Here is a 21,593-nt window from a genome sequence, read left to right on the forward strand (position 1 = left end):
GGCCGATTTGGCGCGCAATACTCCGCATCGCATCCACGACGACAACCAGGAATCGCTGTTTTCCGCCATTTGAAAAGGAGGTGCATAATGAATCGGTCTTCGCGATTGGACGGATTGAGCGCTCGACGGTGTTGCTGTCGATCTCGATGCGGCCGTCGTCAAGGAAGCGCGAGAGGCCTTGCCAGCGCGAGAGCGTGTAGCGGATCGCCTCGGCGAGCTTTGTCTTCTGGCTAATCAGGCCGAGCTTCTCGCGCAGCCAGGGTTCGAGATCGGCGACAATAGCGCGGCTATTTTCCTGACGCATCGCACGGCGTTCATCGGCCGATCGGCCGCGGATATCGTCCTCTATTCTGTAGAGCTCGGCGATCCGTCTCAGCGCCTCGCTGGCGATCGGCGCGGGACCCGCTGCCGCCAGTTCATAGAAGCGTCGGCGCACGTGTGCCCAGCAGAAGGCGAGCGTCACGTCGCTTTTGTCGGCCAGCACGCGATAGCCGCCATAGCCATCGACCTGCAGGATTCCAGTGAAGCCTGCGAGATGAGCGATCGGACGCTCGGCCTTCCGGTCGGGTGCGTAGACATAGGCAACGCCCGGCGGGTCGGCTCCCTGCCATGGCCGATCGTCACGCGCATAGGCCCAGAGCTGCCCGGTCTTGGTCTTGCCTCGGCCGGGATCGAGCACCGGCGCGGTCGTCTCGTCGGCGAAGAGTTTTGGCGAGGACTTCAATTTGCCAAGCAGCCGCTCATGCACCGGACGCAGGTGCCAGGCGGCGCGGCCGATCCAGTCGGCGAGCGTGGACCGATCGAGATTGATGCCTTGCCGGGCATAGATCTGCGCCTGACGATAGAGCGGCAGGTGATCGGCGTATTTGGAGACCAGGACTTGGGCGACCGTCGCTTCGGTCGGAAGACCACCCTCGATCAGCCGGGCCGGCGCGGCAGCCTGAACGACCACATCCTCACAGGCGCGGCAGGCATATTTGGGCCGCCGCACCACGATCACGCGCAGCTGCGCCGGAACGATGTCGAGCCGCTCGCTCACGTCCTCGCCGATCCGGTGCAGGCCATTGCGACAGCACGGGCAGGCATGGTCCTCGATGTCGACGACCATCTCCGTGCGCGGCAGGTGGGGTGGCAACGCACCACGGTTCGCCCGGCGCTTCGTGGCCTTTGCTTGGCGCTCGGCGAGAGCAGATTGTTCCTTCGCTTCCTCGCCGGCGGCCTCGATCTGCTCGGCCTCTTCGAGCCCCAGCAGCAATTGATCCTCGGGGAGCGTTTCAGCACGACGGCCGAAGCGGTGACGCTGCAATTCCTTGATGATCTGGATCAGCCGGGCGTTCTCGACGTCGCGCGCCAGGACCATCGCCTTCAGCGCGTCCGGATCGTCGGGAAGCTGGTCAGCAGTCATCGCCATGACAGGATCAGACCATATTCGCCGACAGCCCGCGACAGCGGAATCCAGGCTGATTCACTTCGTCGCGGGTCAGCCGGCCTGGGCTGGAACGCGGGTCCGGCGCGCCTCATGGACGCGCCGCCAGTCGAGACCTTCGAGTAGCGCCGAGAGCTGCGCGGCCGTCAGCCGCATCATGCCGTCATGTACTTTCGGCCAGCGGAACTCCCCATCCTCCAAACGCTTGGCATAGAGGCAGACGCCGGTGCCGTCCCAGAAGATCAGCTTGATCCGGTCTGTCCGCTTCGCCCGGAAGACGTACACGGCCCCGCTGAACGGATCGGCTCCCATCGTCTCTCGCACCAGCGCAGCCAATCCCTCCGCACCCTTGCGGAAGTCGACCGGCTTCGTCGCCACCATGACCTTGACCGCACCCGTCGGCCCGATCACGACGTCGCCTTCAGCGCGCGGATCACTGCGGCCACCGTCTTGGCATCGGCGCCCCGGCCGACGCGCATCGCAACGCCGTCGATCTCAAGCTCGATCACTCCGGCGTCTCGAGTGGCTTGCCGTTTCTGCTGCTTCGGTGAACGGCTGGCTACAGGCTCCGCCGCCGCCACAACCGCCGGCACGAAGGCAGGAGAATTTTGCTGCACCGAAGCGGCCTGTTTGCGCGCTTCGCGGCGCCAGGCGAAGACCTGCTGCGGCCTGAGGCCATACCGGCGGGCGACCTCGGAAACGACTGCGTTCGGCTCCAGCGTCTCCGCGATGATCCGCGCCTTGTCATCCACCGACCAATGACGCCGACCGCCGGCACCGTTGATCACCTCGAAACGCCGAGGCTGCCGCTCCGGGTCAAGCGTAAGGTCAAGTCCAGACACAAGCCGATCTCCGATCCCAATACAGGATCGGCAACCTCACAGATCGCGACCACTCCCGAAAGGTGGTCCCACAACAGCGCTTACGATGGACCGCTGATACGGCGAGGTGTAACCAATGTCGTAGTCACCACATTCGAGACATTAGAGCTTGCCTGCCGGAATGGCTCGTTTGGGTCAGGGCTTGCCGTTGAGCCGGCCGCCGGAACGGGCAACTAGCGCCAGAAGCGGCCGTCTATGGGTTCGCCGCCAAATGGGGGCTTTGGGGTCAAAAGTTCGCGTTCGCGACAGGCCGGATCGCGCCTAATCTCGGTCATTCCTTTCGACTTGACCGCCTGCCAAAAGCGGACTTGTTGGAACTGACGTTGCGGTTGCCGCTTGTGTTGGCCGAGATCAGTCTCGCCGTTACTAAAACCCGGCATTCTCGGAATTTGGTGAGGGGAAAATTGAGGGTGCAGGGGGGCAGTGACCGCTGTTTGTTCACCGGTGTCATTTAGGTCAAATTAATCCGCTGTAATGCGCAAGGCGTTCAGCGTCTCCGGCGTAATGGTGCCTGTCACCTTGAGATTGTAATCCGCTTGCATTTTCAGGAGGCCGGCCCGCATCGCAGGGCTCATTTTTCCATCCAATTCGCCATTGTAGTAGCCGAACGACAGCATGGCGAACTGAACTTGCAGGACGATCTCCTTGAATTTGGCAGCGTTCCCGGGAAGCACAACCAGAGGTGCTGCAGCCGGCGCAGTGGCAGTCGGCGCCTGGTAGGTTGGCGAGGGCGCTTGATACACTGGTGCCGGAGCCTGATAGACGGGTGCGGCCGGTGGGTAGTAGGTGCCGCCTCCCGTAGAGGATCGATGGCTGCTGTGGGAGCTGTGGCTCGAATGCGAACTATGCCCGGCCAATGTGAATTTGTGATCCAGCTTGAAAATGTCGAACAACGATTTCGACTTGCCTCCATCATTGAATGGAGCAATCGGCATTGCGGTGCTCTCGATTGGCATGAAGCCGGCTGCCAGCAACGACGGAATGGTAAAGAGCCGCTTTTTCACGTGAGGCCTAACCTTTCATATCCATGCGCTTTCGGGTGCCATTCGAAGAAGCCGCCGCAGTCGTCGCGTAGTCCGCAACCAGCGCACTCCGAAACGTAGGATCGCTTCCAATCGGAAATCGTCGACGGAGCCAATGTTCTGTAGTCGGGCGGAAGAGTGCACAACGGAAAATTGTACAGCATCGCGTCGATCCCACGGCTGATGGCGAAATCGAGCGCGTTGCCAACCGCGTCGAAACCCTTGGAGCTGTCGAAAAACAACGAGTGCCAGTTCTGCCTGCCGTAGCCGATATTTTCGAGTTGCATGATTGCCCATTTGTCGACGAACGGCAGCGATGTCGTCACAAACCTGGCCAGATCAGTCATACCAGCTGCATTCGGCTTCATCAGCACCGTACGCAATTCGATTTTCGCGCCGGCGTGGCCAAGGACCGACAGGCCTTCTCTGACCTGGCCGAACGCGCCCGGCTTTTCCACGATCCGGTCATGAATTTCAGGATTGCTCGAGTAGACAGGAACGCCCCAAAGGATCCGATTCAGGTCTAGCTTGCCTAGCTTCGTCACGTCATCGCGGTCAAAGTGTTGAGCGTTGGTTAGGACGTGGAAATCAACGTCGGGCCGCGCCGACAACATTCGTTGCAGGAATTCGAGCAGTTCCGATTTGAACAGCGTCGGCTCTCCGCCAGATAGCCCGATCGTTGCGTTTTCTGGCGAGAGCAGGACTGCCGTCTCGAAAAACGGGAACATGTCTACATGCTGCTGTTTCGGCGGCTGCGAACACATCAGGCAAAGCTGGTCGCATCGTTCGGTGACCAGCAGTGTGTTGTGACGGGAGTTTGCTCGGATGAGACGGTGTGCGGTGCCCCGTCGAGGCACAACAAACAGCACGTCGCCATTTACGTCGCTCGGGTCGATTCCGAAGACACGAAGTGATCTGTCTTCGCCATAGAACTCTGCGCTTTCGCGGGTCGCGTTGCCCAGCACTGCATCGAACGAGCTGAGCCCTGGCGTGTCGTGGGCAACGCCCTCAAAGGAGCGGAGCCGAACCACATAGGGATCGATCGCTTCTGTCTCGATTTTGAGGCGAAGCGGGATCATGTGTGGACCGGAACCATGTGATCCCCCCAGGACGGAACTCTGGCCCATTTGGCGACAGATTGCCGAGCTGCCTCGTCGCGGCGCGTCATCACTTCTACGACTTTGTCGAACAGAGAAATATGCCGCCTGCAGAACCACGTCTCGATGCGAATGAGATCGACACGGCCGTCGCGCGACAAATCGTCGACAACGTCTGTGCCGCAGAAAGGCTGATAGACACAGTGAATGCAGTCGGCATCGAAATTGTTGATCGATGCGCCATTGAGCAGTTGCACCTTCTGCTGATCGATGCCATCGGCCACTGTTCCGATCGCGAGGTCGACGCGCCCGATGCGCGACAGCATCCTGGCCTCGTCCGTCGGGTACAGCTGCCCATCGTGATCGACGACGATATAGTCGGACGCGAAGAAATTCGGATTGCGAAGATCGACGTGATCGTCTGTCCCTGATCTCAAGAATCTCCGTAGGCACTGACTGAAATAGTACTCTTCAACGTATCGGCCGGTGCGATGATTGCGTTCGATGAGATAATCGATGAAACCTGAATGGAGCGCATTCCATCGAGCGATCGCATTTGGATCGCTCTTGCGTCGGCGCGCAAAGCCTTGGTGGTTTATCGGACGGAGATATATCGACTGTATGCCATGGCGCTCGAAGTTGCCGACGAGATCCTCGAAATTCGGCGGGCACTCGACGTCGATGGTTGGCAGGGCGGAAACCTTGCCGGGGCCGAGGCGCCTGACAGCTTCAGCCAAATTTCCGAGGAATGTATCGGTCGCCAGACTGTCGCCAGTCCGCTGCCGGGTGTGTGTCTCGTGGTTCCCATCCAGTGACGTGCTAACGAATGTGTCCGGCTGATCAAGAAAGGCCCACTCCATCTCGCCCATGCGCTGGAGGTTGGTGCAAACGACAAACTGGCTGCGCGGAAATCTTGAGCGGGTGAAAGCTCTGATCTGCTCGAGCAGATCAACGCGAAGCAAAGGCTCCCCGCCCTGAAACTCGAGCTTCATATCAGGACCTTTCAAATTGCCGATGAAGTCGAGGGCCGCGCTCAATGTTTCATTGGACCAGTCGAAGCCCCGCGCGGCCTCAGGGGCCCGGGAAACCTGGCAATAGCTGCAAGTCAGATTGCAACGCAAAGTCGGGACGAGAATGAGATACGAGAGCTCTTGCTGCTTCGATTGCCTGCCAGCCCAACGATAGGCAAAGGATGTCCAATCAGGATCGCCTTCGCGTTCAAACGTATGTCCATTGCCACGAAGAAATCTCTGGTCGTCGGCTGAGAGCGCATCGCGTGCGTATCTCCCTAGAAACTCGTCGCTACCGAGAAAGAACCCACCGGCGTCGTCGCTAAACAGCAGCGTTCCATCCGGGCGATCTCTGAATTTGAGCGGCCATACGGTCATCTGGCGGTGACCGCCCGGATCAACGCTTGTCGCAGCGGAAGCGTTTCCGAGTAGATCTTCTCACGATAAATGGCGTGAAGGACGTTCTTTCGCAAATCGTCCAGCCTGTCCGGCGGAAGCTCTTCTACCGCTACGCCCTGACCCGAGGCCGAAAACCGCAGCGACGGATATTGGACTTGTAGTCGAATTAATGCGCCTTCCGCAAAACGCTGAAAGTCCTGCGGAATCTCGATTGTAACCTGTCCCAGAATGCGCGCCGCCCCCACGTACCAAGTCCTCCGTCCCAACAAACTATACCCAAAACTGGAGTATGGGAATTGTGCAGTTCAACTTCGATTTTTCAGTGACGGCCGATATCACTGATGGTTGGGCTTGTTGCTGAACGGACGGCAGTTTTGCGCCTCATCCCGATGGCTTAAGCAAGCCTTGCCTTTGCCCAAAAGCGGATGTTCGGCCCGAATAACTTGCGGCGCCGGTGCGGTTCAAGCCGGACGTTAGCGTCGGCCCTCTTCTTCTGCTGAAAGCGAAGATTTTGCTCGGGTGTGCGAAGCTTGTCAGGACAGAAGTTCTTCGAATTAAACTTTATGATTGCATGTTTCTCGCACTCTTTACATTATCATTTAGATTACAGGGTACGATTGCGCCGACCTCGGACCAATCGCCTTGTCGACTCAACTGAAACTTGACGTGCCGACATCAACGACTTGGGGGAGATCATGCGTTACGTCATGCGGGCACCAAGTCCGCCAGCAGCCCTCGGGGACTCCCTTGCGAGCGGAAGGCGGCAATCTTTTTTTCGGTATCTGCAGCTCGATCCCTTGAAGCGCGAACAGACCCGCGTTCCGATTATGCAGTTCGAGTCACGGGAGATCATGCGTGATCTCTCGCACATGTTCCTTGGGAAATGCGCTTTCTGCGAGCAGGCTTCGAAAAGCATGTTCCTACACCGTTTCAGGCCAATGAACGATGCCGAGCCAACTGTCGGCAGCGAGGAGGACGGCCGGGCGCGCGATGCCCATCTTTATTACGGCTGGCTGTCGGATGCCTGGATCAACCTCTATGCGATCTGCGGGGACTGCAGGCCGAAGCGAACCACGTACTTCCCGGTCAAAGGACAAAGGGCGCACATCCCGACGCCGGAAGAATACGCCGGGTTCGTCGAGAATGGCGATGGGACGTGGCCGGACCTAGAGCTCGACGAGACACCGCTCCTGGTCGATCCCTGTCTCAACGACATTACCCGCCATCTCGTCCCGCGCGACGACGGATCGCTGGAAGCCGCAAGCCCGCAGGGTGAGGAGACGATCAAGCATTTCCGGCTCAATCGGACGCGATTGAGAACCAGGCGAAAGCAGGCCTTCGACGACTACGCAACACTCGAAGGCGATGGACCGAACGACACCAATGAATTCGTCGGCCTCTGGCGGATGCTGAGGCGTCAGACCGATGCTGGCGACGCAGAGATCGCAGCGATCACCGCGTCTGCGAATATCGTCGAGGAAGCCGACATCGCTGGAGCACGACCTCGCCTGCAGGAAATCCGGCTGACGAACTTCAAGGCGATCGAAACGCTGTCGATTAAGATGCCTGCTGCACCAGACCCGACCGAACGCATAGCGCAGGCACTGTTGATCCTAGGCGAAAACGCTGCTGGCAAGAGCTCCATCCTGGAGGCGATCGCACTTAACCTCATGGGCGCCGACGCACGCCCCGACCTTGTGGAGGATCCGGGTAGCCTGAGGCTCAACCCCAGCTTCATGGGCGCCGAAGATCTGCCGCAGAAGCCAACGGCCAAGGTCCGGCTTCAATTCGACAATGGACAGGTCTCGACACTCACGGTCAGCGCCAAGGGCTATTCTCAGATCGGCGAGAACCGGTTGCCCCTGGTCTTCGGCTACGGCGCCTACCGTCATTATGTGCGCGACCTGCATGACTGGAAACCGTCGCGACCGGTGCTCAGCCTGTTTCATACCGACAGCCTGCTCAGCAATCCGGAGCAATGGCTTCTCGGCCTGACACCGACCGAGTACCGGGCCGTCGTCCAGGCGCTAGGCGTGATCTTCGGGGCTGCCGAAGAGATCGACGTCATCTATCGCGACGAGGCCAAGGGCCGATGCTTCGTCGAAATGCAGATCGATGCGTCCGGCAAGAAGAGCAGGACCCCGCTCTCGAACGTCTCGTCGGGCTTCCGCACCATTCTCGCATTGTCCTGCGACATCATGCGATGGCTCATGGATCGCGACATCAATCCGAGCTTCACGACGCTGACCTCGGCGGAGGGGATCGTGCTGATCGACGAGGTGGAGGCCCATCTCCACCCGCGCTGGAAGATCCACATCATGAAGGGCCTGCGCACCGCCTTGCCGTCAATGACCTTCATCGTCACGACCCATGATCCATTGTGCCTCAGGGGAATGCGGGACGGGGAGGTGGTGGTGCTGAGCAAGGTCGCAAGGCAGCGTGGCAGTGGCCAGATCCCGATCATGGTCGACAGCCTGACGCAGTTGCCGAAGGTGTCGGCGCTGACCATCGAGCAGCTCCTGACCTCGGACCTGTTCAGCCTTTTTTCCACCGACGATCCCGAGACGGATGCAAGCCTCGCCCGTCTTGGCGACTATCTCGCGAAGGCCGAAAGTGTGCCGGACCAGGCCGTTAGGGCTGCGATGGACGCGATACGTAGGCAGGTGGTGGACGCCCTTCCGGTCGGCATGAGCGAGGCTGCCCGGCTCGTGCAGGAGGCCGTTGCGGACTACCTTGTCAACCGGCGCAACCTTGCCGGCAAGCCACGCGAGGACCTGCGCGACGAAACGAAAAGGCGGATCCTGGCCGTCCTGGAGGGCATCTGATGCGGCGCGTCGATCGGGCCCTGGTTTCAGCGCCGGCTGTCCTTGTCGGCGACAAGAGCCGCGGCGGCAAGGAACTGGCGAAGGCGAAGATCTTCTTCGAGGCGAAGGCAAAGGCTGAAGCTGCGGGAGCAGCCGCCGGCGCGCTGGCTCCAGCCACGAAAGCAAAGAAGACGAAGAAGGAAAAGACGTTCGATTTTAGCGCCTATTCCGACGAAGCGGTCAAATACGCGCTCGACAAGCTGTTCTTCGGCAAATGTGCCTATTGCGAAAGCCGATATGCCAACCAGGCACCGGCCGATGTCGAACATTACCGGCCGAAGGGACGCATCGCCGGCGTTGCCAATCATCCCGGCTACTGGTGGCTCGCCATGGTATGGGACAACCTGCTGCCGAGCTGCATTGATTGCAATCGCCGGCGTTGGCAGGATTTGCCGAAATTCCCGGTAAGCCTCGTGCAACTGCTGTCGGCGCCCGAGATGCAAGGGGCCAAGGCATCGCTTGGCAAGCAGGATCTGTTTCCGATCGCCGGTGCAGCCAGGGCGATGGCGGACTTTCCCGGAATCGACGAGCAGCCCGACCTGATCAACCCCTGCGTTGACGATCCGGAAGAGCACTTGGTGTTTCACATCGACCGCGGCGACCCTCTCGGCCTCGTCCTTCCGACGTTCAAAGACAACGTCCCTTCCAGGCGTGGCCTGACATCGATCCATGTCTACGGCCTGAACCGGCTCGGATTGGTTCAGGAGCGAACACGGGTCCTGCGCAAGCTCGATTTCCTGAGCCGGTTGATCGACGAGATCGGCAAGATTTCGGAGACGCTGCTTGCCAGCCTCGATCAGCAGACCAAGACGATGGGCGCGCGGCTCGACCTGCTGGTCAACCAAATCCTCGACGAAATCCGCGCGATGGCGGAGCCGGACCAACCCTATTCGAGCCTCGTGAAGGCTTGGTCGAACACGCTTGAAATCAACTGAGGTAGATGGGACATGAGCGCGCCTGAACTGAGCTGCGACCTCGTCATGAAGGGCGGGATCACAAGTGGGGTTGTCTACCCGAAGGCCGTCGTGAAACTTTCGCGCAAGTATCGCTTCCGCAATATCGGCGGTACGTCGGCCGGCGCGATTGCGGCGGTGGTCACTGCCGCCGCCGAATACGGTCGCGCGGACGGCGGATTTGAGAAGATCGAGGCGCTTCCAAAGCAGTTGTCAGCGACGCTCTTGGAGAAATTCCAGCCCCGCCCGGAGCTTCGTCCGGTCTTCAATCTGATACTGGCGGCGATGTCGAAAAGTATCGCGGGCACAGTCTTCGCACTTTTGAAAGGCTACCCAGTGCCAGCAATTCTGGGTGCCATCCCCGCCATCATTGTTGCCTTCCTGATCCCGTTCACTTGGCATTCGACTTCGGCGGCGATCCTCGCTGTCCTGCTGTTCCCATTCCTGCTCGTTCTCCTGCCCGCCGCCACGGCGAGTTTTGTCGCGGCCCGCGATGTCGCCCGCAGGCTTCCGGAGGCCGATTACGGCCTCTGCAACGGAATGAGCCAACCTTACATGCCCGCCGGCCATCCCGCCCTGACCGAGTGGCTGGCCGATACAATCGATCTCGTCGCAGGGCGTCCGGCCACCGCCGAGCCGCTCGGGGTCAAGGACCTTCAATCCCGCGAGATCAGGGTGCAGACCGTGACCACCGACATCACCTCGCATCGTCCCTACGTGCTGCCGATGGAGAACAATCTTCATTACTTTTCCGAGCGGGACTTCCGGTCTCTTTTTCCGGCCCGTGTCGTCGACGCGATGCTGACGACGCCAAAAGAGGGATCAAGCGACCTCTATCCGTTCAAGATTGACAATCTTCCGCTCGTTGTCCTCGCACGCATGAGCCTCAGCTTCCCGGCGTTGATATCGGCGGTCCCGCTCTACAGGATCGACTATACGCTGGTCGGCGTTCCCGAACAGGACAGGTTGGTGCGTTGCATGTTCTCCGATGGTGGACTGTCGTCGAATTTTCCGGTGCATTTCTTCGACCGCTTCCTGCCGTCGCGCCCGACCTTTGGCATCTCGCTCGGGGAATATGACCATCGGCGGGAGAAGCCGGAAAACACCAAGGAAACCCGGGTATTCCTCCCGACAAAGGCAGGACAGGGACAACTCCTTCCGACCCGAGGATTTTCCGGATTGATCGCCTTCGTGTTCGCCCTCTTTGACAGCGCCAAGGATTGGCAGGATTCCCTCCAGTCCATTCTCGCCGGCTATCGCGAACGGATCGCGACGGTCAACCTCAAGCCTGAGGAAGGCGGCCTCAATCTGGACATGCCGCCCGAACGCATCGACCAGCTTACCGGCTTCGGCGAACGTGCCGGCGACCTGATCAACAGCGATTTCGAACTCAACGAACACAAGTGGCGTCGCTATCTGGTCGAAGTCCGCGCGCTTGACGAGATGCTGCGGCAATTTGCGGACGCCTACGCTGAAGCACCCGAGCCGGGCTCGCTTGGATACGCAGAGATCGCAACCGACTACGAACCGTCATCCTACAAAGATCTCAAACCAGACGAGCGACAGACCTTGCGAGAGGGAGAACACAGAATGATCCCAGGCCGCATCGCCAATCCCGACGAACCAGCGGAACAGAAGGTCGTATTCCAGCCGCTCCATCAACAGCCGCTCCGAGCGGATCGAATAGAACGCCTGTAGCAGCATCGCTCGCAGCAGCTTTTCCGGCGGGGTCGAAGGCCGCCCCATCGGCGAATACAGCGCCGCGAAGTCCCGCTCCAACGCCGAAAGCGCCTCGTTCACAATCGCCCGAATGCGGCGCAACGGATGATCGCGCCGCACCCGAGCCTCGAGATCAACATAACTGAACAGTTCGCCAGACCGGTCGTCCATCGCCGCAAAGTTCCTGAGCGCGGTGCTGGCGCAGCCCAAGGTCAAGAGGCTTCTGTCGACGGATCACTTCTCGGTCGACGGGACGCTGATCGAGGCCTGGGCGTCGATGAAGAGCGTCAAACCGAAGGACGGCCCAAGCGGCGGCCATGGCGAGCCGCCGGCTGAAGGGGGCGGGCGAAACGCGGAAGCGGACTTCCATGGCCACAAGCGCTCGAACGACACACATGCCTCGACCACCGATCCGGATGCCCGGCTCTATCGCAAGGGCAAAGGCAAGGAGGCCAAGCTGCGCTTTATGGGACATGGCTTGATGGAGAACCGCCACGGGCTGCTGGTCGACGCCTGCCTGACACTGGCCGACGGACATGCTGAGCGGGTGGCCGCACTGCACATGATCGAACCTCGCGCCGACCGACCGCAGGCGATCACGCTCGGTGCCGACAAGGCCTACGACACAGAAGACTTCGTCAATGAGCTGCGCTCGATGAGGGTGACGCCGCATGTAGCGCAGAACAACACGAGTGGCCGCAGTTCCGCGATCGATGGGCGCACGACGCGGCATGGCGGCTATGCCGTCAGCCAGCGCATCAGGAAGCGCATCGAAGAGGCATTCGGTTGGATCAAGGTCGTGGCCGGCCAGCACAAGACGAGGTTCCGCGGCCGCGACCGTGTCGGATGGGCCTTCACCTTCGCAGCCGCTGCCTACAATCTGGTGCGACTGCCAAAGCTCATGGCGGAGACCGGCTGATGGCCAAGGTTCCCGGCTTCGCCAAGGCCTTTGCCGGCCGCTGGCGCATCGTCGAGATGGATGTTTGGGATAACGACTTCCTCGATCTCGTCGAGGAAGCGCATCTGACATTCAAAGGCTCGGCGGATGGCGAGATCGCCTTCGGCGCACTCAAGGGCTTCCTCGATGTCCGATATGGCACCCGCGATGGCTCAGCATGCGCGGAATTCTCGTGGGAGGGGCATGATGAGAAAGACCCAGCCTCTGGCCGCGGCTGGGCTGTCTTTGGCACTGCAGGCCGCCTCGTCGGCCACTTCTACATCCACAACGCCGACGATTCAGGCTTCGTTTGCGAAAGAGCCTGACTTCTTCAACAGCCTGTTAGTGCTGAGTTCATCGATTAGCGAGATCGATCCCGGAGCGCGCCGACTCGCGCGGCGGCTTCCCGGTCCGACTAAACACGCGCGAAAAGGCGGCCGCGCTATCGTAGCCGACCTGCGCATCGACACTCTTGACCGGTTTGCCCTTGCCGAGAAGCTGGCGCGCGATCGTGATGCACCAGACCGTCAGGTATTCAATGGGCGTCAGGCCAACCAGTGTACGAAAATGATCGGCGAACCGCGTGCGTGACATGCCCGCGACGTCGGCCAGATCCTCAAATGGCGTCGCTCTCAACGACGTGACGCACGATTAGGATCAGGAGATAGTCGAGCGCCGCCTGCCGGCCTCGGTTGCCGCCGGTGCTTGAACCGCTGCGGCAGGGGTCTAAAACACCCTCCACGCCTGCAATCTCGAACCAGCAAATCACCGAGGAGACAATTCCCATGAAAGCAATTGTTGTAACGGACCAGACTGCGGGAACGGCCGGCATGGCATTGGTGGAGCGGCCCGAGCCACGGGCAGCGATCAACGACGTCGTCGTTCAGGTTCATGCGGCGGGATTCGTCAACACCGAACTGGAGTGGCCTTCGACCTGGGCGGATCGGGCCTTTCGTGACCGGACGCCATCGATCCTCGGCCATGAACTGGCCGGTGTGGTCACCGCGCTTGGCTACGGCACTACGGGGCTGTCGATCGGACAGCGGGTGTTCGGTCTGTCGGACTGGCATCGTGACGGCACGCTTGCTGAGTACGTCGCCATAGAAGCACGCAATCTCGCTCCATTGCCCGGCGATATCGACTTCGCCGTTGGCGCGAGTCTGCCAATCTCGGGCCTGACCGCATGGCAGGGCCTGTTTCAGCACGGCCGCCTTCAGGCAGGACAGAGCGTGCTTGCGCATGGCGCGGCCGGCGACGTCGGTTCGATCGTGACACAGCTTGCGCGGGAAGCCGGCGCCTATGTCATTGGTACCGGACGCGCCGCCGACCGCCAGAAGGCGCTCGACTTCGGTGCAAATGAATTCGTCGAGCTCGGGAACGATACGCTGGAGGACGTCGGCGGCGTCGATCTGGTGTTCGATGTCATCGGCGGTGACATTCAGGAGCGGTCCGCCGCGCTGATCCGGGCCAAAGGAACGCTTGTGACTGTCGTCGGGCCCACCCAAGTGAGGCCGGCAGATGGCCTGACAATCGACTTCGTCGTCGAGGCGGATCGCGCCCAACTGAGTGAGATCGTTCAGCGGGTGCGGGACGGACGACTGCGCACGAACATCGGCAAAATTTCGGCTCTCGACGAGGCCGTTGCAACCTTCAACGCGAGCGAGCGACGCACGGGGAAGACGGTCATTCGCGCTCGTCCGTAGGAACTTGGGAGAGAGGACGGTTCCTCTCTTCTCGGTTATCGTCTGCTGGTTTCACTGGCCCGCGCTGAGCGATATGACCACGCGACTACGACTGGCCCTTCGAAGATCTGCAGCGGCGTAGCCCACGTCGAGAAACGAAAACCGGACGCATGGTGGGCCCTCGGCCGAACGTCAGCTTCCGGCTCTTTGGGATCCAAGCCGGACGGTCTGGTAATGGCCCCAAAGTGACAGTCAGCAACGCGCCTGATGTCGGCCGTTAAGGTGAGTTGGGCCGTCGCCTGAAAGCAGTCATCGCCGTCGACCAACGCTGGAGGACGCAGTGGCGCCACCAGTGGACTCTTCAAACCCCGGTTCTCAGCTGTCCTAACCTATCGCCATGAAGATCTAGACGGGGTGGAGCACGCACCTACCCTCATCCTGCGTATCGCCCTGCTCTACGCTTCAGCCAGAGCCTTCAGCCGATCGACCGGCGATGAGAACTTTCCCAACGGCGAGGTCTCGCGCGCATCTCATCATGACCAGCGACGACCGTCTGGCGCTCCCGATTGTGACGGAAGTGAACCTCTCAGCAAGCATCAACCCCGTGTTTGAACTTCGCCGCCGCGCATCTCCGTCAGGCCGGCGCCCAGTTTCGCCCTGTCCAGGGCATGCCTGATCGGAAAAGTGCCGAGAAACCACGCGAGAATATCCTCCTGCGATGGGTTCGCGGGTCCGGCCCAGGCGGCTCCTGCCGCCGCGAAAAGCTGATCGAGCGCCGATTGCCGCTCCTCGATGCGGCCGAGCCTGCCGAGCGCGGCCGCTTTCCATCCGGGCGTGTCTATGATCAGGTTCTGCGAGCGCTCGGCAGCCTCGATGCTGCCCGCGTAATCGCCGATCAGAAAGCGCGTCGCCGCCATGTGCGACCATTGATAGTCGGGAAACAGCGACGTCAGGTCGAGCGCGTGCTGGTTGAGCCGGGCAGCAAGGTCGATCCGCCCCATGAAGGCCAGTCCGAGCGCCGCCGACACCGTGATCTTCGGATCGTTCGGATTGAGCTCGGATGCCAGCTCGAAATGCAGCTCGGCCTGCTCGTAGCGCTCCACCATCGCCGCGGACCAGGCGACCACCATCTGGTTGCGCGCATCGAGCGGGTCGAGCTCGACCGCCCGCCTGGCGAGCGCAAGCGCGCGTTGCTCGGCCGTCGCATCATGCGGGCTTCCGGGCCTGATGAAAGGCCGCGAATTGTAGACGCTGGCGAGGCTGGCATGCGCCGGGGCGAAGCTCGGATCCTCGGCGATCGCCTGGTTGAACAGGCGCTCGGCTTCATCCTCCGCCTCGGCCGACCAGCGCAGCAGCAGGTGCTCGCCGCGCAGCCATGCGTCGTAGACGCCCAAATCCTCGGGAAGCCGCTGCACGGCGCGCGAAAGGCGGTCCTGCGAGAGATAGACCTCTAGCTTCGACGTCAGGCGTGCGACCAACCGGCGCTGGGTCGCATGCCAGCTCGCCAGGGTCAGCCGGTAGGACTCGCTCCAGACGACCCGCCTGGCGGCGCTCTCGTCGAGCGTGACGACCAGCGCAAACTCCTCGCCGAGGTCGCTGCAGCCGGCCTTGAGCCGGTAGTCGGCATCCGCCGCATCGTCACCGTACTGCATGTCAATGATCGTCAGTTCGCGGAATTTCGACAGGCTGATGATCAGTTCGGAGCGGAAGCCGGTCGCGAAGGCCGCTGTCGATTCCGCCTCGCTGCTGAAGCTCGAGACGGCGATGACCGGAGCGCGCTGGTGCGATGGCTTCTCGGGCTGTCGCGGCAGCGCGGGGTCCGACAGGCTGGCGGCGAGCGCGGCGGTTTCGGCGCTGGGTTTCAGCTGATATTCCCGCTCGAGGCGGGCGACGAGCTTGTCATAGACGCGCCTTGCCGCGGCAACGTTCTGGTGGGACGCATGGTGGCGCATCAGGCAGCGCACGGCGCCCTCGTGCGACGGCTCGAGCATCAGCAGGGCGCTCGCCGCATGCCGGATGATCGGTTCGCTCGCGTCGAAGCGACCGAGAATGTTCTCGAGCGCCTCTTCCGCCCGGTTGCGGCGATTGTGGCGGGCGACGCTCAGCCAGGCGCCATAGAGGCTGCTGACGGATTCGAAGCCGTAGAGGATGGCCTCCGCCCAGTCGGACCGCTCGAGCAGCGTATCGTCCACCTTGCCTTCGCTGAGGTCGACGAAGATGCGATTGATGTCGACGACAACGCGTGCGGGATCCAGGCTCACATAGGCGCCATGCCGCAGCCCGGATTCCCTCGATCCGCGGGAAAGCGCCTTGGCGGCGACGCGCAGCCCACGTGTCAGGGCGCTCCTCGCCTCGGCGTGCGGGCGCTCGGGCCACAGCAGCGCCGCCATCCGGTCCTGCAATTCACGAAATCCGGTCGACAGTACGAGATAGCCGATCAGCGCCTGTGCCCAGCGGGACCGCAGGGCAACCGGCTCGCCGACGTCGTCGAGCACGGCGAGCCCGTCCAGGACGGAAACCGAGAAATGTGGTGCCCGGCTCGCTTCCTCGCCGGGCGTGTCGCCGGGAACCACATGGTAGAGCGACATCTGTTCGGGCAGGTTCTTGAGCGTGTGGCGGCCGGCGAACCGGAAACCGCAGCCGGTCATGCCGCGCGCTGCCCGGCATACCTCCTCCGTCACGCAGGTGCCGCCGGGTTTGGCCAGCGTCTGGACGCGCGCCGCAATGTTGACGGCATGGCCGTACGCATCGCCCTCGTGACGGCGCACCTCGCCCAAGTGGATGCCGATCCTGAAGCGGCCGGCAGCGGGCTGCTCTACGGCCAGCGCTGCCAGCCTGCGCTGCATCGTGACCGCGTAGTTGACCGCATCCGAGACGCTGTCGAACAGAGCGAGCACGCCATCACCGGTCGACTTGACGAATTCGCCACGGTGCTCGGCGGACAAATCCCTGAACAGCGCAAAGCACTGGGTGACGAGGTCGATCGCCGCGAGCTCGCCCGCGGCGGTGAGGCGGGTGTATTGCGAGAGATCCGCGAACAGGATCGCCTTCAGCGCCGGCAATTCGACTTGGGTTTGCATGATGGCCGGCTCGCGCTACGGTCTTGACTGATATTGTGGCCCGGCTGATCACGTCTGTCGATGGGATCGCGCCGGGATGGTAAGCATGGCGATGACGAACGCGAAAGAGACCAGGCGGGCACTCGATCAGCTCTTCGACATTCTCGATCTGCCGGGAGGCGGCGGCCCGGTGCGCCTGGCGATCGCGATGCCGCGTGCGGCGCTGGTGCGGCTGCCGGGCTTCCCGCAAGTTGCCCTGCCCGACTCGGGGCGCGTCGCGACCGGGCGCGGCCTGGACGAGGCGGGTTCCCGCGCCAGCGCGCTCGGCGAGGCGGCCGAGCTCGTCTCGTGCTCGGCGTGGGGGAACGAGACGCTCGTCACGGCACGCGCCGGTGATATTGGCCCGGCGGCGGTCCCGCCGGAAATGCTGAACGGCTTTTCCGATTCGCAGCTCGCGAGCCGGGCGTCCTGGAACGACCGCAATCGCGACTTCGACTGGCGCCCGCCACCCTGCGATCCGGCCGCAGAGATCGACTGGCTCGAGGTGGAAGACGCCCATGGCGGGCCGCCGGCCTATGTGCCCGCCGATTTCGCCTTCATCGGCCGCAAGGCGGCAGGGGATGAGCGTGCGGTGGCGAGCGGCGACAGCAATGGTTGCGCCTGCGGCGCCAGCGCGGAGAGCGCCAGGCTTGCCGCAACGCTGGAGCTGATCGAGCGCGATGCCGCGGCGCGCTGGTGGTATGGCCGGCGGCAGAGGCCGGTGCTCGACCTCGCCATCCTCGACGACACCAGCGGACTGGTGTCATGGCTCGGTGCGCGCAGGCGCCGAACCTGGCTGTTCGACATAACAACCGATCTCGGCGTGCCGGTGGCGGCGGCTGCCTCGTCCGAACGCGACGGCAGCGACGTTGCACTCGGCTTCGCCGCGAAGCCGGACATCCGCGAGGCGGCACTGGCGGCGCTGACCGAGATGGTCCAGACGGAGTTGCCGCTCGCGGCAGCGCGGAAGCTGGGCGCCGATGCCGCCGACTGGACACAATGGCGGCAAACCGTGACGATGGCCTGGCCGCCCCTCGATCCGGTCGGTGCTCCGCGGGCGGGCGGTCCGCTTCGCTTGCCGGGCATTCCCCCGTCGCTTGACGCGCTGGTCGATGCGTGCGCACGGGCCGGCGTTCGGCTGTGGTTCGCTGACATGACGCGCGATGCCCTGGGAGTACCGGCGTTCCGCGCCCTTTCAACCGAGCTTTGCCACATAAAGCCGCGGCTCGCCCGAAAGCGGCTGCTCGGGCCCGACCGCCATGATCTGGGCCCTGTTGTCAGCGCACCGGAGACCCAGATTCCGCTGAATGTGTGAGGCGAGCTCCGAGCGCCTGCGATACAGTCCGGCGATTCAGCGACACCTCTTGAGCAGTAGCAGACCAAAGAGAAATTCGCGCTTCTCGTCGGGATGTATTTGCGGGTCGATCAACTTGGTCAGCGCATTGTTCAGATAGTCTTTGGTATCACCGGTATCAGGGTCGGCAGCCACACTGGGAACGGCCATCGTCACAACGTCGTTATTCGGATTGTCCTTTTCCGCTTTGACATTAATCTGCTTGTCCTGCCCGCCGGACTTGTAGAACACATGATTGGCTCCTCCAGTGTTTTTCACAAAAACCCTGTTATCGGGATTGAGGTCGTCCTTGTAGGTAACGATCAACCCGCTGCCGACGAGCCCGATAATGAAATCTTCAAAAATCTTCAGCCCGGGACCGTTCTGCGTCCAATAATTATGGAACAAGGCACCGGCTCGCTTCGTACCTTCGAATTCCTGGTCGTAATTCGATGTTCCTCCGTAGAACACCTTGAATGTCGACATATCTACTCCTCCTCTGGCAATGTGGGCGGGTCAACTGTCCAAAAGTCCGGAAAAAGCGATGAGGTCCGGAAGGGCGTAACTTTCCGACGAAGGATGAAGCCTGGGATCCGGACGCCACGGCTGCACGGACGGGTCCAGGATCGACGGTTCGGCAGCGCTGACGGCAGCGTGGAGCGTCTCCATCACGATGCGGCTCCCCAGGGGACCGAGCTTCAGCCCGCAACCTTTGACGGCCGCTTCCTTGAGCACGTAAAACCACAATGGCGTGGAATCGACGAGCCGCGCTGCTCCGCCTTCCGGCCGTTCGGTCAGAGCGTCGCGGACAGCCTGGCTCTCGCCGTCAAGCAGTTCCGGCTCGGTCAGCGGCGCGAAACCAGGAGGCGCGCGATCGCCGAGCTTTCCCGCGACGCAATGAAAGACATGTTGCGCGCTGCTCAGCTCGAGCAGGTAACTGCGCTGGAGCGTGCGAACTGCGAGATTTCTCGACAATGGCATAGAACCGGTCGTGTGCGGAAGGGCTTGCGGCCTGATCTGCCTGAGCTCAAATGCCAACCGCGTGTCGATCTTCGCTGCGAATATCGCGCCCTGGGCTTCCGTCAGACCGATTGCCAGGAGCCGGCGCCAATCCGCCACCCATTGGCCGCGCAGCCGGGTCATCGGCGTGATCGCGCTGTTGTAGGTATTGTCCCAAAAGGCACTGACGGTCGCCCCCGGGTTCCATGCGTTCCAGGGATACCGGTTGCGGATCATGCTGTGGCCGAACCGCGCGCAGGCCGCGGCGAATTCGAGGGGTAGCTTGAACCCGTCGGCGTCCACGTCGATGACGGCTCGACCGCGCTCCATCACGTCCTGGTAAATCACGTTGTCGATTAGCCGGCGGGCGTAGTCGTGAAGCACCACCGACTGGAGATGCAGTTGCGTCAGCCGCCTAGCCTCGTCGGCGTCGTCGCTGAGACGGCGCACAGCATTGAAAAAACGGATGAGCGCCATGTGGGTCTGGGCGAGCGCCAGGTTGCTGTCGTTGCGCCGGTCCGCGATGCACGGCATGCCATCCGTCGCACGTGGAAGGTCCAGCAATCGGCCGTCAGTCGTCTCGCCTACAGCCATGGGCGCCGGGCAGGCCTGGGAAGATGCCGACGCGCCTCCCGGCGGCATCGCACCAAATACGCTGTCGAGATCAAGGGTCGCGCTGCGAATATTCTTCGGCTTCGATTTCCCCGGTGTTATCGACGGTGTCATCGACGTCAGGTCATGGAGGACGAACTGCCCGAAGTAGGTGTAGCCCGCCGGGATCGTTCCCGTCTGATCGCCGAAATCGTTGAATTCCATTGCGTCCCCGAGCGCCTGAAGGAGCGCCAAAGGCGGGGCGGTTCCTTTTTCGGGGCGGCCGAAATAGCGGCGATAAGGCACGAGGACCTTGCGCGTGGAGGTCTTCGGATCCGCCCGGTCCTGGACTTCGACAGTCGTAAAGTCACGATCGATCCTGAAGCTGTGCTCGGGCAGCAGCCCATCGTCGTCGTAGAAAGCGATCGGCGATCCCTGGTCTTCGAAGACCGCGTACAAGCCCTCGCCGTGCCGCTCCGGCGCAATGACGATCTGCGCCGTCTCGTTCGACAGCGTATCACCCGAATAGACCGGAGAGCTGCTCATCCCTCACCCCCCTCGGGAGCCGCCGAGCGCTAGTCACTGACCGCGTTGCACCGCATACGACCGACTGCGACGTTTGAATTGTCGCCAAATAATCCTTCAAGGCAGCAAAGGAACCTGGAATTCACTTTGCCTCGCCGGCCAATGCGACCATGCAATACTCAAACCGACAGCTTTGCAATCGGATTTTCATCGGCCCCTCCTCCTCGGCGATCGCAAAGCGATCGCGAGGATCTGGAGGAATGGTAAGGCCCGCTTGCGCTCTATCGGTACCGCTGATGGGGCGACTTGGTGACGGGTGCCATGAAGCGCGAGGCGCTGGCGAGTTCGCGCCCTCCTCCCTCCTTGTTGGGGGAAGATAGTAAGGCCCGTTCCGCACTTCGCGGAACCGTTCACTGGTGGAGGGGTGCGAAAAGCGCGCCATCGTCCTTTCCATGCCGCAGCGATCGAGAAGCCCGTCCGCCGGATAACATTCGCGGCATTACTGGCAAGGCCCGAAGGTGGCGCCACCACGACCTCCAGCGCGGTCGCCTGCGATGTCAGCTTTCAGGAAACGGCAAAGCGGATCTAGACGGCTGACATGAGGCGTAAGGCGAGATTCACGGCGCCGCCAGCAAAGCCAAAGCTCCAAAAACCCCTTGCCAGCGGAGAGCCGTCCATACACGGCCCCCATTTCGGTCATTGGAAAATCGGCTGCGAATGATCGGTCTAGCGATTTATCGGCCCTTCCCGGCCTCGATCATTGCTCGCCGTTTAATTAGCCACAATTTCAGCATGGATCGTCCGCCGGCAATGGGTCGCCTTTGACGCGGATTGGTTCAGTTTCGCGAGCGGAAGAAACGGCAGCTTTGCGCCTCAAGCACGAACCCGCTTCGCGGGAGGGGCGCCTCGTTCTGAGATGGCGCGACTGCCATTTTGACTTGAGCGGGTAGAGGCGTCGATCTGACCATGGAGTTCCCTTCAACGAGAGGAACTCGCCATGGCTACCCTGTCGACCGATGCACCAATCTCTCCGCTTCGCCAGCGCATGCAGCACGAC

The 21,593-nt window shown here is 61.9% G+C and carries 17 protein-coding genes and 2 pseudogenes; 7 read left to right on the top strand and 12 right to left on the bottom strand.

The annotated features are described in order from the left end of the window. The 7 genes from tnpC to NKH49_RS32580 form a co-directional block, all read right to left on the bottom strand. On the bottom strand, positions 1–1,411 hold a 1,411-nt coding region (tnpC, locus tag NKH49_RS32550), incomplete at its 3' end, for an IS66 family transposase (RefSeq protein ID WP_352929666.1). A 69-nt stretch (positions 1,412–1,480) separates the two neighbouring features. Continuing rightward, positions 1,481–1,837 (bottom strand): IS66 family insertion sequence element accessory protein TnpB, encoded by a 357-nt coding sequence (gene tnpB / locus NKH49_RS32555; protein ID WP_023709031.1) that lies wholly within the window; start codon positions 1,835–1,837, stop codon positions 1,481–1,483. Beyond that, positions 1,834–2,268, bottom strand: coding sequence for an IS66-like element accessory protein TnpA (gene tnpA, locus NKH49_RS32560; protein ID WP_352750853.1), 435 nt, complete (start codon positions 2,266–2,268; stop codon positions 1,834–1,836). Before tnpA ends, tnpB begins: the two co-directional genes overlap by 4 nt. 500 nt (positions 2,269–2,768) lie before the next feature. Then, positions 2,769–3,311 carry a His-Xaa-Ser repeat protein HxsA gene (gene hxsA, locus NKH49_RS32565; RefSeq protein ID WP_352492335.1) on the bottom strand — a complete coding sequence of 181 codons (543 nt, stop codon included), beginning with the start codon at positions 3,309–3,311 and terminating at the stop codon, positions 2,769–2,771. Continuing rightward, positions 3,308–4,408, bottom strand: coding sequence for a His-Xaa-Ser system radical SAM maturase HxsC (gene hxsC / locus NKH49_RS32570; RefSeq protein WP_352542870.1), 1,101 nt, complete (start codon positions 4,406–4,408; stop codon positions 3,308–3,310). Before hxsC ends, hxsA begins: the two co-directional genes overlap by 4 nt. Continuing rightward, positions 4,405–5,814: a His-Xaa-Ser system radical SAM maturase HxsB gene (gene hxsB, locus NKH49_RS32575; RefSeq protein WP_352492333.1), complete on the bottom strand. Its 1,410-nt coding sequence runs from the start codon at positions 5,812–5,814 to the stop codon at positions 4,405–4,407. The genes hxsC and hxsB overlap by 4 nt, the downstream gene beginning before the upstream one ends. Continuing rightward, positions 5,811–6,080, bottom strand: a complete 270-nt coding sequence (locus NKH49_RS32580) for a hypothetical protein (RefSeq protein ID WP_352492332.1) — start codon at positions 6,078–6,080, stop codon at positions 5,811–5,813. Before NKH49_RS32580 ends, hxsB begins: the two co-directional genes overlap by 4 nt. Positions 6,081–6,686: 606 nt before the next feature. Here NKH49_RS32580 and NKH49_RS32585 point away from each other — a divergent pair. The 3 genes from NKH49_RS32585 to NKH49_RS35030 are packed head-to-tail and all read left to right on the top strand — an operon-like array spanning position 6,687 to position 11,350. Next, positions 6,687–8,660, top strand: coding sequence for an AAA family ATPase (locus tag NKH49_RS32585; protein ID WP_352929671.1), 1,974 nt, complete (start codon positions 6,687–6,689; stop codon positions 8,658–8,660). Next, positions 8,660–9,634: an HNH endonuclease family protein gene (locus NKH49_RS32590; protein ID WP_352542868.1), complete on the top strand. Its 975-nt coding sequence runs from the start codon at positions 8,660–8,662 to the stop codon at positions 9,632–9,634. The genes NKH49_RS32585 and NKH49_RS32590 overlap by 1 nt, the downstream gene beginning before the upstream one ends. 12 nt (positions 9,635–9,646) lie before the next feature. Continuing rightward, positions 9,647–11,350 carry a patatin-like phospholipase domain-containing protein gene (locus NKH49_RS35030; protein ID WP_502907983.1) on the top strand — a complete coding sequence of 568 codons (1,704 nt, stop codon included), beginning with the start codon at positions 9,647–9,649 and terminating at the stop codon, positions 11,348–11,350. On the opposite strand, the pseudogene NKH49_RS32595 reads toward NKH49_RS35030, so the two are convergent. After that, a pseudogene (locus tag NKH49_RS32595) lies at positions 11,231–11,542 on the bottom strand (transposase); the annotation flags it as partial. The gene NKH49_RS35030 and the pseudogene NKH49_RS32595 overlap by 120 nt on opposite strands. Here NKH49_RS32595 and NKH49_RS32600 point away from each other — a divergent pair. Next, positions 11,541–12,290: pseudogene (locus tag NKH49_RS32600) on the top strand (IS5 family transposase); the annotation flags it as partial. The pseudogenes NKH49_RS32595 and NKH49_RS32600 overlap by 2 nt on opposite strands. Further along, positions 12,290–12,634: a hypothetical protein gene (locus NKH49_RS32605; protein ID WP_352502257.1), complete on the top strand. Its 345-nt coding sequence runs from the start codon at positions 12,290–12,292 to the stop codon at positions 12,632–12,634. The pseudogene NKH49_RS32600 and the gene NKH49_RS32605, both read left to right, overlap by 1 nt. 28 nt (positions 12,635–12,662) lie before the next feature. On the opposite strand, the gene NKH49_RS32610 is transcribed toward NKH49_RS32605, so the two are convergent. Beyond that, positions 12,663–12,944, bottom strand: coding sequence for a helix-turn-helix domain-containing protein (locus tag NKH49_RS32610; protein WP_352929674.1), 282 nt, complete (start codon positions 12,942–12,944; stop codon positions 12,663–12,665). A gap of 149 nt (positions 12,945–13,093) precedes the next feature. On the opposite strand from NKH49_RS32610, the gene NKH49_RS32615 reads away from it, so the two are divergent. After that, the gene (locus NKH49_RS32615; protein WP_352929677.1) at positions 13,094–14,011 is read left to right on the top strand and encodes an NADP-dependent oxidoreductase; all 918 of its coding nucleotides are present in this window, start codon (positions 13,094–13,096) and stop codon (positions 14,009–14,011) included. A gap of 575 nt (positions 14,012–14,586) precedes the next feature. Here NKH49_RS32615 and NKH49_RS32620 read toward each other — a convergent pair. Continuing rightward, entirely contained in the window at positions 14,587–17,070 is a 2,484-nt protein-coding gene (locus NKH49_RS32620) for an adenylate/guanylate cyclase domain-containing protein (RefSeq protein WP_352502254.1), read from the bottom strand. Positions 17,071–17,155: 85 nt separating this feature from the next. On the opposite strand from NKH49_RS32620, the gene NKH49_RS32625 reads away from it, so the two are divergent. After that, the gene (locus tag NKH49_RS32625) at positions 17,156–18,403 is read left to right on the top strand and encodes a YcaO-like family protein (RefSeq protein WP_352542898.1); all 1,248 of its coding nucleotides are present in this window, start codon (positions 17,156–17,158) and stop codon (positions 18,401–18,403) included. 36 nt (positions 18,404–18,439) lie between these two features. Here NKH49_RS32625 and NKH49_RS32630 read toward each other — a convergent pair whose 3' ends face one another. Both NKH49_RS32630 and NKH49_RS32635 read right to left on the bottom strand, forming a co-directional pair. After that, positions 18,440–18,907 carry a hypothetical protein gene (locus tag NKH49_RS32630; RefSeq protein ID WP_352502252.1) on the bottom strand — a complete coding sequence of 156 codons (468 nt, stop codon included), beginning with the start codon at positions 18,905–18,907 and terminating at the stop codon, positions 18,440–18,442. A 30-nt stretch (positions 18,908–18,937) separates the two neighbouring features. Continuing rightward, positions 18,938–20,557, bottom strand: a complete 1,620-nt coding sequence (locus NKH49_RS32635) for a peroxidase family protein (RefSeq protein ID WP_352542899.1) — start codon at positions 20,555–20,557, stop codon at positions 18,938–18,940. Positions 20,558–21,593 lie beyond the last annotated feature (1,036 nt).

The organism is Mesorhizobium sp. M1088 (assembly GCF_040318575.1).
Classification (GTDB): domain Bacteria; phylum Pseudomonadota; class Alphaproteobacteria; order Rhizobiales; family Rhizobiaceae; genus Mesorhizobium.